The organism is Streptomyces sp. NPDC050085 (assembly GCF_044460595.1).
Classification (GTDB): domain Bacteria; phylum Actinomycetota; class Actinomycetes; order Streptomycetales; family Streptomycetaceae; genus Streptomyces.
On the sequence record NZ_JBITJZ010000001.1, the window covers coordinates 335,941 to 348,413 of the forward strand.

At 72.0% G+C, this 12,473-nt stretch carries 11 protein-coding genes; 7 read left to right on the forward strand and 4 right to left on the reverse strand.

Annotated features, from left to right (window positions below):
* Positions 1 to 59: 59 nt before the first annotated feature.
* From tgmB to ACIBUY_RS01420, 3 genes are all read right to left on the reverse strand, one after another.
* Positions 60 to 1,016, reverse strand: coding sequence for an ATP-grasp ribosomal peptide maturase (gene tgmB, locus ACIBUY_RS01410; RefSeq protein ID WP_399151355.1), 957 nt, complete (start codon positions 1,014 to 1,016; stop codon positions 60 to 62).
* 14 nt (positions 1,017 to 1,030) lie between these two features.
* A complete protein-coding gene (gene tgmA, locus ACIBUY_RS01415; protein WP_399151356.1) occupies positions 1,031 to 1,222 on the reverse strand; it encodes a putative ATP-grasp-modified RiPP in 192 nt (63 codons plus the stop codon).
* Positions 1,223 to 1,430: 208 nt separating this feature from the next.
* Complete coding sequence (locus ACIBUY_RS01420) at positions 1,431 to 2,789, reverse strand: 6-phospho-beta-glucosidase (protein WP_399151357.1); 1,359 nt, start codon at positions 2,787 to 2,789, stop codon at positions 1,431 to 1,433.
* 58 nt (positions 2,790 to 2,847) lie between these two features.
* Between ACIBUY_RS01420 and ACIBUY_RS01425 the strand changes: the two genes are divergently transcribed.
* A complete protein-coding gene (locus tag ACIBUY_RS01425; RefSeq protein ID WP_399151358.1) occupies positions 2,848 to 3,681 on the forward strand; it encodes a hypothetical protein in 834 nt (277 codons plus the stop codon).
* A 9-nt stretch (positions 3,682 to 3,690) separates the two neighbouring features.
* On the opposite strand, the gene ACIBUY_RS01430 is transcribed toward ACIBUY_RS01425, so the two are convergent.
* A complete protein-coding gene (locus ACIBUY_RS01430) occupies positions 3,691 to 4,377 on the reverse strand; it encodes a DUF2470 domain-containing protein (protein ID WP_365574794.1) in 687 nt (228 codons plus the stop codon).
* Between the two features lie 106 nt (positions 4,378 to 4,483).
* Between ACIBUY_RS01430 and ACIBUY_RS01435 the strand changes: the two genes are divergently transcribed.
* From ACIBUY_RS01435 to ACIBUY_RS01460, 6 genes are all read left to right on the forward strand, one after another.
* Complete coding sequence (locus ACIBUY_RS01435) at positions 4,484 to 5,788, forward strand: MFS transporter (protein WP_399151359.1); 1,305 nt, start codon at positions 4,484 to 4,486, stop codon at positions 5,786 to 5,788.
* Positions 5,789 to 5,902: 114 nt separating this feature from the next.
* Positions 5,903 to 7,054, forward strand: a complete 1,152-nt coding sequence (locus ACIBUY_RS01440) for a lactonase family protein (protein ID WP_399152144.1) — start codon at positions 5,903 to 5,905, stop codon at positions 7,052 to 7,054.
* A gap of 107 nt (positions 7,055 to 7,161) precedes the next feature.
* The gene (locus ACIBUY_RS01445; RefSeq protein WP_399151360.1) at positions 7,162 to 7,443 is read left to right on the forward strand and encodes a hypothetical protein; all 282 of its coding nucleotides are present in this window, start codon (positions 7,162 to 7,164) and stop codon (positions 7,441 to 7,443) included.
* Positions 7,440 to 9,017: an amidase gene (locus ACIBUY_RS01450; protein ID WP_365574785.1), complete on the forward strand. Its 1,578-nt coding sequence runs from the start codon at positions 7,440 to 7,442 to the stop codon at positions 9,015 to 9,017. The genes ACIBUY_RS01445 and ACIBUY_RS01450 overlap by 4 nt, the downstream gene beginning before the upstream one ends.
* Before the next feature lie 187 nt (positions 9,018 to 9,204).
* Positions 9,205 to 10,668 carry a glycoside hydrolase family 43 protein gene (locus ACIBUY_RS01455; protein WP_399151361.1) on the forward strand — a complete coding sequence of 488 codons (1,464 nt, stop codon included), beginning with the start codon at positions 9,205 to 9,207 and terminating at the stop codon, positions 10,666 to 10,668.
* 12 nt (positions 10,669 to 10,680) lie between these two features.
* Positions 10,681 to 12,471 carry a cellulase family glycosylhydrolase gene (locus ACIBUY_RS01460; RefSeq protein WP_399151362.1) on the forward strand — a complete coding sequence of 597 codons (1,791 nt, stop codon included), beginning with the start codon at positions 10,681 to 10,683 and terminating at the stop codon, positions 12,469 to 12,471.
* The last annotated feature ends 2 nt before the right edge of the window (positions 12,472 to 12,473 follow it).

The window sequence follows — 12,473 nt, forward strand, 5'->3', positions numbered from 1 at the left end:
CCTATCGCGCCGCCCCTCTCCGCGTAAAGATCAAGGAGGTGTCCCGTTCCGGCGGGCCTTCAGGCGGGTGCGGGCCCGAACGGCTCCCCCGCGAGCCACTGGGCCACGGCCCGGCCGATGGGCTGGCCCGTCTCGATCTCCACGAAGCCGAACTGCCCCGACTGGTTGCACTCGAGGAACCACCAGATCCCGTCACTGTCCTCCGCGAAGTCGAAGGCCCCGTACGCCAGTTGGGCGCGGGTGAGATAGGCCTGGACGCCGTCGGCGACGCGCCGCGGCACGCTCACCGGGCGCCAGGGCCCGGCGTCCGGGTCGAAGCGGACGTCGACGACCGCCTCGGGGTCGTCCGGTGCGCCCTGCGCCCGTGCGGCGAACATCCGGTCCCCCACGCAGGTGAGCCGGATGTCGGCCCGCTTGCGCACCCGGCGCTGCAGCAGAGTCGGCCCGTGCGCCACGTCCCGGTAGTCCTCGCCGGGGCGCACCCGGGTCGTCGGCACGGCGAGCGTGCCGCCGTCGGGGTGCGCTCCGGAGACCGGCTTGACGACGAGGTCGGGGTAGCGCTCGGCGAACTCCCGGGCCACCCGCGGGAAGGTCGTGATCAGCGTGGCCGGCACGGGCAGCCCGCAGGCCCGCGCCAGCCATAACTGCCAGGGCTTGTGCCGGGCCTGCCGGGCCGCGTCCGGGTGGTTCATCCACCGCGCGTCGGTGCAGCGCAGCATTCCGTACAGCGCCTGCGAGGCCTCCTCGGTGAGCCAGGCGGACGCGGCACGGGAGCGCGCGGCCGGTGCCCCCGGTCTGCGCACCCAGATGGAGCGCAGGCCGCTCATGCTCACGACGCGGCCGCCGACGGACAGATGGCCGTGGAACGTACCGTGCGCGTACTCCCCGGACACGTCGACGCCGCCCGGCAGTTCGGCCGGGTCGAGCCGGAGGACCGGGATTCCCCTGGCGTTCAATTCGACGACCGCCATGTCGGCCGTCACATCCTGTTCGCTCGTCAGGATCAGCACCGTCATTTCCGAACGGCCGATCAGTCGTCGAAATGGGTTTTGGAACCCGCCGTGGACGTGGTGGCCGCGCATTCACGCAACACTGCGTAGTCGCGTGCGGCCGCTCCGCCGTCGGGCAGCACGTTCAACTGCAGTGCGGAGTCGTATGTGTACGGCGCGCTGACCTCGGTCTCTCGCACAGGGCGAGCATAGTTCAGGGCGAACGGTCGCATGTGTACTCCTAGTTGGGGGGTGCACCAAGTCAAGCGCATGGTGACTCTCCGGCGTCACTCTCCTGAGGAAATTCTCAGATTCTCTCTGTAGAACGCGTCACACCTGCGGAGGAGTTGCTTCCGCACGGAGCGTGATGACGCGACGTCAGGAACGAAATAGGGGCGGCCCATTCGGGCCGCCCCTTCCCAATACCGCCTTTACAAGCCTTTACACGTCCTTACGCCGTCCTCCACGGGAGAGGTCCTTCAGGTAGGAGAGGCCGGGGTGGGCACTGGTGTACGCGGCGACCAGTCGTTCGGCAGTGGTGACGGAGTCGACGAGCGGGTGCAGGGCGAACGCCTTCACGGCCGTGGCCCGCGAGCCGGACTCGGCGGCCGCGAGCACCTCGCGCTCCACCGCCTTGACGGCGGTGACCAGACCGGTGGCGTGCAGCGGCAGCGGGTCGACGGCGACGGGGTGGGCGCCGTTGGCGTCGACCAGGCACGGCACCTCGATGACGGCGTCCTCGTCGAGGGCCGAAAGGGTGCGCCGGTTACGGACGTTGAGGATGAGCGTGGCCCGCTCGTCGCGGGCGATGGCGCGCATCAGGGCGAGGGCCACCTTTTCGTAGCCGCCGCCCTCTTCGAGGTCGGCGGCGTCCCGCTCCCCCGCGCCGGACGCCTCCCGGTTGTCCGCCATGTACGTGGCCTCGCGTTCGGCACGCGTGCGGTCCCAACCGGCGTAGGAGGAATCGGCGTAGAACGCGGCCTGCTGGTCGGCGAGGAAGGCGCCGCGGGTGCGCTCTGCCTCGCGGTACGCGCGGACGGTCTCGCGGTTGAAGTAGTAGTAGTGCAGGTATTCGTTGGGGATCGCGCCGAGCGAGCGCAGCCAGTCCGTGCCGAAGAGACGGCCCTCCTCGAAGGAGCCGAGGAGCTTGTCGTCAGCGAGCAGGCGGGGCAGTTCGTCGCGGCCGTTCACCTTCAACCCGCGCAGCCAGCCGAGGTGGTTGAGCCCCACGTAGTCGATCCAGGCGTCGGCCGGGTCCGCGCCGAGCACCCGGGCGACGCGGCGGCCGAGGCCGACGGGCGAGTCGCAGATGCCGATGACGCGGTCGCCGAGGTGCCGGGACATGGCCTCGGTGACCAGGCCCGCCGGGTTGGTGAAGTTGATGACCCAGGCGTCGGGGGCGACGGCCTTGACGCGGCGGGCGATGCCGACGGCCACGGGCACGGTCCGCAGCCCGTACGCGATCCCGCCCGCGCCGACCGTCTCCTGCCCCAACACGCCTTCCGCGAGGGCGACTTGCTCGTCGGCGGCACGGCCCGCGAGCCCGCCGACGCGGATCGCGGAGAACACGAAGTCGGCGCCGCGCAGCGCCTCGTCGAGATCGGTGGTGGCGCGCACGGCGGGCGCGTCGGGCACGCCGGTGGCTTGTTCTGTCAGTACCCCGGTGATCGCCCGCAGCCGGTTCGCGTCGACGTCGTGCAGCGTGACCTCGGTGACCCGGCCCTCCGCATGGTCGCCGAGCAGTGCCCCGTACACGAGGGGCACCCGGAATCCGCCACCGCCGAGAATCGTCAGCCTCATGGCGCGATCGTAGGGCAGCCTGGTCTCCGACCTGATCTTCGACCGGCGGAGGCCCCCCATGAATCGGCGCACGAGACGCCAACTCCTCACCCTGACCGCTCTGACGGGCGCGCTGACGCTCGGCGCGGGCGCCGCGTCGGCCACGGCCGCACCGTCCTGGACCGAGACCGGCACGTCGTACGTGAACTCGCTGACCGGCAGCCAGGGCCTGGCCAGCCGCGCCGACGGCTCGCTGGTGCGGCGGGGGCTCGCCTCGGTGCCGCTGGATCTGCGGATAGCGGGCTGGACGCACGTCGGGGACCCGGACGTGGCGGGCGGCTACACCTTCGACGCGTACCAGGGAGGCGACGACGCGACGAAGAAGATGTTCGCGGCGACGGCTCCCGACGGCAAGCGGACGACGTACGAACACGCCCTGGACCAGGGCGAGTTGCTGAACAATTCGTTCGCGTCCGTCTCGCCCGACGGGCAGTGGCTGGTGTCCGGCGAGTGGGGCACCATGAGCCGCCTCCAGGTGTTCCCCACGCCCGTGCTCAACGCGTCCGCGCCCGCGCCCGGCGCGAATCTCCCGCAGGCGGGGCAGATCTCCCTGGACAAGCCGGTGCAGAACATCCAGGGCTGCGACTTCACCGACACCACGCATCTGCTGTGCTCGTCGGACGACGCGGCGAAGGAGGTCCTGGCGGTCGCCCTCGACCGCCCGCTGGACGGGAAACCGGTCGCGGGTCACGTCACGACCGCGTTCGCCGTGCCGCAACGGAGCATCTGCTCGGGCACGTTCGAGACGGAGGGCATCGACTACGACGCCGCGCGCGGGACCCTGCGCGTCGCGATCGTGCCGCCCGCGCCGTGCCTGGTGACGACGGCCGTGATCGCGTACGAGCAGCAGTAGCGCGCCCCGTCAGCGAAGGGTGCGGGCGGGGTCGAGGAGTTCCTGGATGCGCAGGCCCACGTCGTAGGGGGCGAGCGCCTCGGTCAGGAAGGCGATGCGCACGTCGCCCTGCTCGCCCGCCCGCTCCCAGCGCAGCACGAGCCCCTTGCGGTCGAGCCGCACGGGGCGGATGCGCGCGACGCCCGGAAGGTCCAACTCGGCGACCAGGGCGGCCAGTTCGGGCAGGACGTCACCGTGACCGCTGTCGAGGTGCGAGAGCAGCTCCGCCTCGCACGTCGCCAGCGGGTCGGGCGCGGCGTCGGCGAGCGCCGCCGCGTCCAGGGCGCGCACCGTGTCCCCCTCGGTGAGGGCGCCCCGCGCGGGCCGCAGCACCAGCGTGTCGGGCCCCGCCGGGGTCAGCCGTCCGCTGAGGCTGAGCCGGGCGCGCACGCGGTCGCGTACGACAACGGGCGCGACGTCGGTCAGTTCCGCGTAGACGGCCAGCCCGGAGCGCGGGGCCGCGGCGAGTTCGGCGGTCAGGTGCGGGTCGGCCGGGTCGAGCAGGACGAGCCGGGACGCGGCGTCGACGGCGTGCAGCCCCACGCAGTCGAGCCGGTGGCCGTCGCCGGTGGTCAGCGTCAGCGAGCAGGCGGCGGCGAGGATCGTCCGCGCGCGCTCGGCGTCGGTGGGCTCCGTGGGCATCACAGGGTCAGCCATCTCCACTCCAACATGTCCACTGCAAGGATAGGTAAGGCTTACCTTATCTAGTCCACGAAGTGGGCGGCACGTGTGGGTCGGTCGCGATCTGGGGATGGTCGCGATCATGACAGAACGCACGTCCCCCTCCCCCACCCTCACCACGGACCCGGCGACCGCTCCCCCGCGCCGTCCCCTGCGCCAACTCCTCGCCGCCTCCGTCGGCAACGCGGTCGAGTGGTTCGACTGGTACGCCTACACGTTCCTGGCCACCTACATCGCCGGCCAGGTCTTCCCCAAGGGCGCCGACAACTCGCTCGTCCCGCTCCTGTCCACGTTCGCCGTCTTCGCGGTGGGCTTCTTCATGCGACCGGTCGGCGGGCTGCTGATGGGTGCGGTCGCCGACCGGCGCGGCCGGCGCGCCGCGCTCACGGTGACCATCCTGCTCATGGGCGGCAGCAGCCTCCTGGTCGGCATCACACCGACGTACGCGTCCGCGGGCGTGCTCGCACCCGTCGCGCTCGTCCTGGCCCGGCTGCTCCAAGGGCTGTCCGTGGGCGGCGAGTTCGCGGCGTCGACGACGTTCCTCGTCGAGTCGGCGGGCCCGGGCAGGCGCGGGCTCTTCTCGTCGTTCCAGTACGTGTCCACGTCCATCGGGCAGTTGCTGGCGTCCGGCATCGCCTGGCTCCTCGTGCGCACCCTCGGCGACGGGCAGATGGACTCCTGGGGCTGGCGCATACCCTTCGTCGTGGGCGCGCTGCTCAGCCTCGTCGGGTTCTGGATCCGGCAGGGCGCGCACGAGACCCACGACGCCGCACCCGCACAGCGGCCGGGGCTTTTCGACGCGCTGCGCAAGCACCCGCGCCAGTCGCTCCTCATCTGCGGCATCACGGCGGGCGGCACGCTCGCGTACTACACGTGGACCTCCTACCTGCCGACGTACGCGGAGCTGAACACCGGCATCGACAAGTCGGACGCGCTGCTCGTCGGCACGGTCTCGCTCGGCTTCTTCGCGCTGCTCCAGCCGCTCGGCGGGCTGCTCTCCGACCGCTTCGGGCGCAAGCCGCTGCTGCTCTTCTTCGGGCTGGGATTCGCCCTGCTGAGCGTGCCGTTGCTGCACGCGCTGACCGGCTCGGTCGCCTCGCTGCTGCTCGTGCAGTGCGCGGGCATGGTGCTGCTGACCGGGTTCACGTCGATCTCCGCCGCGGTCAACGCGGAGGTGTTCCCGGCGCGGGTGCGGGCGGCCGGGATCGGGTTCCCGTACTCGCTGACCGTGGCGCTGTTCGGCGGCACGGCACCGTACATGGGCACCTGGTTCAAGGAGAGCGGCCACAGCGGGCTCTTCCCCTGGTACGTCGCCGCGCTCTGCCTCGTGTCGTCAGTGGTCTATCTGCGGCTGCCGGAGAGCTCGCACCGCGAGCTCGACCGCTAGGGCGTGTCCCGCATTGCACAGGGCGCAACTACCGTTGCCCCTCTTGCCAGTTGACCAAGGAGCAAGGAGGGTGAGGACGTGGCCGTGCCCCACCCGACCCAGGAGGTGCCCCGGATGTCAGGGACGAGCAGGAGCAACACCGGACGCCGGGGGTTCCTCGGCGCGGCCGCGGCGATCGGCGCCGCCGTCCTCGTGCCCGCATCGGCGGCCCCCGCGCTCGCCCGGCCGCGGCCGCGCGGTCAGCGCCCCCTGTTCCTGGGCACGTACACCTCGCAGCAGGGCGGCGGCACCGGCATCGGACTGGCCACCTACGACGCCGACAGCGGAGCGATCAGCGCGGCCGGGACCGTCGAGGGCGTCGCCGATCCGTCGTACCTCGCCGTGCATCCCGACGGCCGGACGCTGTACGCGGTCGACGAGCGGCAGGACGGCGGGGTGACGGCGGTCAGGATCGCGGACCGCCGCGTGCTCGGCACCCGCCCCACCGGAGGGGCGGGCCCCTGCCACCTCTCCGTGCACCCGTCCGGACGCTGGCTGCTCAGCGCCAACTACCTGTCGGGGAACGTCGCCGTGCACCCGATCGACGCGTCCGGTGCGCTCGGCGAGCGCACCGCGCTCGTCACGCACAGCACCCCCGCGCCCGGCCCCGGGCAGGACGGGCCGCACGCGCACCAGATCGTGACGAGCCCCGACGGCGGCCACGTCCTCGCGGTCGACCTCGGCAACGACACCGTCTACACGTACCGCCTGGACACCTGCGCGGGGACGCTCACCGAGGTCTCGTACGCGGCGCTGCGGCCCGGTGCCGGGCCGCGGCACCTCACCTTCCACCCGGGCGGCCGGTACGCGTACCTCGCCAACGAGGTCGACAACACGGCGGTCGTCTGCGCGTACGACCCGGCGAGCGGCAGGCTGACACCGGGTGGGCCGCAGTCGACCGGCACGGGCGCGGGCACCAGCTATCCGGCGCAGATCCTCGTCACGCGCGAGGGCACGTACGCGTACCTCGCCAACCGGGGGCACAACAGCCTGACCCGGTACGCGATCGAGGCCGGCGGGGCCCGGCTCCGGCTGCTCGACACGGTGCCGGTGGGCGGGGACTTCCCGCGGCAGATCGCGTTCTCGCCGGACGAGCGACTGCTGTTCACGGCGAACCAGAGGTCCGGGTCCGTGACGGTGTTCCGGGTGGACCACGCGACCGGTGAACTCGCCTCGGTGGGGCGCCCGTTCGCCGCGCCGATCGCCGTGTGCGCGCTGCCCCTGTAGGGCGGTCCGTGCCGTAACGGCCGTGAAGCACGTGCTCAACGGGAAGTTCACGGGCGGGTGGTGGAGTCCCCCTACCCGTGAGCGATCTTGAAGGAGCCGTGAGTGCCGTGAGCGAGGATGCCCTCGGGCAGGAGCAGTTGGACGCCTACATAAGGGCGCGGCTGTCCCTGGCCGGATTCGACCTGACCAAGCTGCCCGAGGAGGCCGATCCCGCCACGGGCGTGCCGAGCCGGGCCCAGGCGCTCGCCGCGCTGCGTGCGTTCGTGACGTCGACACCCGCGGCGCTCGCCTCGTGGACACCGCCCGCGCAGAGCCCGGCGTACGCGCAGCAGGAGTCGGCACCGCTGATCTATCCGTCGATCGCCGAGGCATGGGGCGGTGAGCGATGACCACGCGCCGCGCTCTCAACAGGCGTACGTTCCTTGCCGGTTCGGCCGCGGCGACCGCCGTGGCGACGGGCGGCAGCGCGCTCACCACGACCCCGGCGGCAGCCGCGGCCGGGAAGCCGCCGACGCTGCCCGACGTCGAGGTCCGCGCGGCCGCGCGCACCGACCCGTCGGAGGCCACGCTCGCCGAGGCGGCCGTCCTCATGAGACGGGGGCGGCTGACGGCCGTCGAGCTCGTGGAGTCCCACCTCGACCGCATCGAGAAGTACGACGCGACGTACCAGGCGTACGCGGAGGTCACCGGTGACGCGGCGCTCGCGGCGGCCCGCAGGGCCGATCGCGGGCAGGGGCCGCGGGGCGTACTGCGCGGCATACCGCTGTGCATCAAGGACAACTACTTCACGGACGGCGTGCCGACGCGCTGCAACTCGTACGTCTTCGAGGACTTCGTCCCTGCGTACGACGCGACGGCCGTGGCCCGGTTGAAGGCGGCGGGCGCCGTCGTGCTCGGCAAGGGGCAGATGGGGCCGCTCGCCACGACCCGCGCCACGAAGCCGAACGGGACGGTCACGACCGTCAACGCCTGGACGCCCGGGGACCCTTCGGTCGATCCGGGCGGCTCGTCCACCGGGCCCGCGTGCGCGGTCGCGGCGCGGCTCGCGGTGTCGTCGATCGGCACGCAGACCGGCGGTTCGATCGTGCTGCCGTCCAACCAGCAGAACCTCACAGGCCTGAAGCCGACCATGGGACGCGTCTCGGTCCACGGCGTGATCCCGCTGTCGTACACCCGGGACCACGCGGGCCCGCTGGCGCGCGACGCCATGGACGCGGCGCTGATGCTGGCCGTGATGGCGGGTCCCGACCCGGCCGATCCGCGCACCCTCGGGCTGCCCGCCGTGCCGGACCTGGTGCGGGCGGCGACGCCGGTCGTGGGGCGCGGCGGGGCCGTGCGGATGCGGCGGGCGACGCGGGTCGGGGTGCCGGCCGACTTCCTGACCGGGGACAAGGAGGGGCTGCGCAAGGCGTTCCTCGACCGGCTCGACGCGATCTCCGGGATCACGCTGGTGGAGGTGGCGTATCCGGCGGACTGGGAGCTGCTGACCGGGGCGTTCAACGCGGCGCGCCTGTCCGAGCGGACCGAGCCGTTCCGGCACTGGCTGCGGGACGACCCGGCCAAGTTCGGTGTCTCACTGCTGAGTTGGCTGCAGGGCCTGATGATCTCGGGCGACGAGTGGATCACTGCCCAGCGCGCCAAGTCCCATCTCCTGCGGGAAGTGCTGGACGGGGTCATGGCGCGGTGCGACGTGCTGCTGCAGACCGGGCCCGTGCCGTTCGACATCCTCGGGCTGCCGGAGATCGCGTTCCCGGTCGGCTTCTCCGCCGCGGGCGTACCGGCCGGAGTGATCCTCGGGGGTCAACCGTACGAGGAGGACCGGCTGCTGGAAGTCGCGGCCGCGTACCAGGCGGTGACGGACTGGCACACCCGGCGACCGGCGGATCCGGCGACCGCACACCTGCGGTCCGCGGGGGCACGGCCCCGGCTCGACGCCGAGGAGGCGGCGGCTCAATCGGCGTGATCCGCTGCGGTGTTGAAGCGCATCGACTGATCACCAGACCCTGGGTATGCGTCAAACGACGTACACCCAGGGTCTTGTCGTGCCTCCTTCGCCCTGAATACCCTCCCCGTGATCGAAGCGCTTCGATTCGCATCGACGCGCTTCGGCGAGCTTCGCTGCGCTTGTCGACATCACGGAGAGGCCCCGCATGTCCGGCGGACACCCCGTCATTCCCGGTTTCCACCCCGACCCCAGCGTCTGCCGCGTCGGCGACGACTACTACCTGGCGTGCTCGAGCTTCGAGTACGTCCCCGGGGTGCCGCTGTTCCACAGCCGCGACCTGGTCCACTGGACGCAGATCGGCAACGTCCTCGACCGGCCGGAGCAGTTGAGCCTGTCCGACGACGCGGCCTCGTCCGGCGGGATCTACGCCCCGACCCTGCGCCACCACGACGGCCGGTTCTGGCTGATCGTCACGAACGTGAACGGCGGCGGCAACCTGCTCGTCACCGCGACCGACCCGGCGGGCCCCTGGTCGGACCCGCTCCCGCTGCCCGGTGTCCCCGGCATCGACCCGGATCTCGCCTGGGACGACGACGGCACCTGCTGGTGCACGGTCGCCGGCATCTCCCAGGTCCGCATCGACCCGTACACGGGCGAGACGTCCGGCCCGCCCCGCCGCCTCTGGTCGGGCACGCCCGGCGCCAAGGCCCCGGAGGCCCCGCACCTGTACCGGGTCGGCGACTACTGGTACCTGCTCATCGCGGAAGGCGGCACCGAGCGCGGGCACGGGGTCTCCGTCGCCCGGGGCCGCACCCCGAACGGCCCCTTCGAGCCGTGCCCCGCCAACCCGGTCCTCAGCCACCGCTCCACCGACGACCCGGTCCAGAACACCGGCCACGCCGATCTGGTGCAGGCCCCCGACGGCTCCTGGTGGCTGGTGCTGCTCGGGGTGCGCCCCGGCGGCGGCACCCCGGGGTGGCACGTCCTCGGCCGCGAGACGTTCCTGGCACCGGTGACGTGGGAGGACGGCTGGCCGGTGGTCGGCGCGCTGACGGCCGCCGGGCCCGGGCCCCTCGTCCCGTTCCACGACGACTTCGACGACGCCGCTCTGGCGCACTGCTGGATCTCGCCGCGCCGGCGTTCCCCGCTGCACTGCACCACGAAGGAGCGCCCGGGTTCGCTGACGCTGCACGCCCTCGGGGATTCGCTCGACGCACCCGACGTGGTGTTCGCCGGGTACCGGCAGCAGCATCCGTCGTGCCGGGTCCGGGCACGCGTCGACCCGGCGCACGGGTGCGGCGGCCTCGCCGTCCGGCTCGACGAACAGCACCACTACGAGATCGAGGGCGACGCCGACGAGGTGCGGGTGCTGGCTCGCATCGGCCCGTTGCGCACCGTCGTGGCGTCGCGGCCGGTGGCGGACGGGCCGCTGGTCCTCGGTGTCGACGTGATCGCGACGAAGGAGCTGCGGGGCGCGCGCTCGGGCCCCGACACGCTCGCGTTCGGGGTCGAGGAGTCCGACGGCACGTTCACCGCGCTCGCCTCCCTCGACGGCCGCTATCTGTCGACCGAGGTGGCCGGTGGCTTCACCGGCCGCGTCATCGGCCTCTACGCGGCCGACGGCACCGCCCACTTCGACTGGTTCCACTACGAGCCGCTCGCCCACTGAAGGGAACCGCACATGAATCTGCGTACAAGACATCTGCGTACGAGACATCCGCGTACCAGGCATCTGCGTACAAGGCATCTGCGTGTGAATCAGGGAGCCCGCAGACGCGGCGTCGCACGCGTGGCGGGCCTCGTCCTCGTCCTGCTCGCCGTGCTGGGCGCCCCCTCGGCCGCGGTGGCGGCACCGGTCGCCCACCACCCGGCCCGCGCGGCCACCGCCACGGAGACCGTCGCGGCGATGCAGCCCAGCTGGAACCTGGGCAACACGCTCGACGCGATCCCCGACGAGACGTCCTGGGGCAACCCGCTCGTCACCAAGGCGCTCTTCGACACCATCAGGGGACAGGGCTTCCGCAGCGTCCGGATACCCGTCACCTGGGGCAACCACCAGTCGGCGCAGGCGCCTTACACGATCGACGCCGCCTTCATGAGCCGGGTCCGGCAGATCGTGGACTGGGCGCAGGCGGACGGTCTGTACGTCGTCCTGAACGTGCACCACGACTCGTGGCAGTGGATCAACAAGATGGCCACCGACCACGACGCGGTGCTCGCCCGCTACGACGCGAGCTGGCAGCAGATCGCCGCCGCGTTCCGGGACGAGCCGCGCACGCTGCTCTTCGAGAGCATCAACGAGCCGGCCTTCGACAACGCCGACGACGCGCAGAAGATGCGCCTGGTCGACGAGTTGAACACCTCGTTCCACCGCATCGTGCGCGCCTCCGGAGGCACGAACGCGGACCGCGTCCTCGTCCTGCCCACCGTCGGCTCCACCCCGGACCAGGCCCTGATGGACAGCCTGGCCACGACGATGGACGGGCTCGACGACCCGAACCTGGCGGCCACGGTGCACTACTACAGCTTCTGGCCGTTCAGCGTGAACATCGCGGGATACACGAAGTTCGACGCCACGGTGCAGAAGGACCTGACCGACACCTTCGGGCGGATGCACGACACCTTCGTCGCGAAGGGCATCCCCGTCTACGTGGGCGAGTACGGGCTGCTCGCGTACCCGGACCAGTTCCACGTGGACTACCTGGAGCGCGGTGAGGCCCTGAAGTACTTCGAGGCGATCGGACACGCGGCGCGCACCAGCGGGGTCACCACCGCACTGTGGGATCCGTACTCGCTGCTGAACCGGGAGACGCTGCAGTGGCGCGACCCGGCCCTGTTCGCGCTGATCAAGGCGAGTTGGACGACGCGCTCGGGGACCGCCTCGTCGGACCGGGTGTACGTCGCGAAGTCCACGCCGATCACCGCGCAGCAGCTCACCCTGGACCTCAACGGCAAGAAGTTCAGGGGACTTTGGCAGGGCGGGACCCGGCTCACCGTGGGTGCCGACTACACCGTGTCCGGCGATCAACTGACCCTGACGGCGGCCGCGTTGACCCGGCTGACCGGTGACCGGGCGTACGGCGTGAACGCCACGCTCCAGGCCAGGTTCTCCTCCGGGGCGCCCTGGCGGATCGACGTGACCACGTACGACGCGCCGGTCCTCGCCGCCGCCACCGGGTCGACCGCGGCCCTGGCGATCCCGGCCGACTACCGCGGCGACAGCCTCGCGACGATGGAGGCCAGGTACGCCGACGGCAGCAACGCGGGGTCGGCCACGTGGACCCCGTACCAGCAGTTCGGCACCGCGTTCACGCCGGACTACGCGGGCGGCACGCTCCGGCTGACGGCCGACTTCCTCGGGTCGCTCAAGGACGGTGCCCCGGTGACGCTGACCTGCCACTTCTGGAGCGGCGCCACGGTGTCGTACCAGGTGACCAGGTCGGGGGACGCGGTCACCGGTACGACCCGCTAGCA

Bases quoted from the DNA above. Each gene is read 5' to 3' on its own strand.
- tgmB (WP_399151355.1), bottom strand. From the start codon at position 1,016: ATGACGGTGCTGATCCTGACGAGCGAACAGGATGTGACGGCCGACATG.
- ACIBUY_RS01430 (WP_365574794.1), bottom strand. From the start codon at position 4,377: ATGGCTGACCCTGTGATGCCCACGGAGCCCACCGACGCCGAGCGCGCG.
- ACIBUY_RS01440 (WP_399152144.1), top strand. From the start codon at position 5,903: ATGTCAGGGACGAGCAGGAGCAACACCGGACGCCGGGGGTTCCTCGGC.
- ACIBUY_RS01455 (WP_399151361.1), top strand. From the start codon at position 9,205: ATGTCCGGCGGACACCCCGTCATTCCCGGTTTCCACCCCGACCCCAGC.
- ACIBUY_RS01435 (WP_399151359.1), top strand. From the start codon at position 4,484: ATGACAGAACGCACGTCCCCCTCCCCCACCCTCACCACGGACCCGGCG.
- ACIBUY_RS01425 (WP_399151358.1), top strand. From the start codon at position 2,848: ATGAATCGGCGCACGAGACGCCAACTCCTCACCCTGACCGCTCTGACG.
- ACIBUY_RS01460 (WP_399151362.1), top strand. From the start codon at position 10,681: ATGAATCTGCGTACAAGACATCTGCGTACGAGACATCCGCGTACCAGG.
- tgmA (WP_399151356.1), bottom strand. From the start codon at position 1,222: ATGCGACCGTTCGCCCTGAACTATGCTCGCCCTGTGCGAGAGACCGAG.
- ACIBUY_RS01420 (WP_399151357.1), bottom strand. From the start codon at position 2,789: ATGAGGCTGACGATTCTCGGCGGTGGCGGATTCCGGGTGCCCCTCGTG.
- ACIBUY_RS01450 (WP_365574785.1), top strand. From the start codon at position 7,440: ATGACCACGCGCCGCGCTCTCAACAGGCGTACGTTCCTTGCCGGTTCG.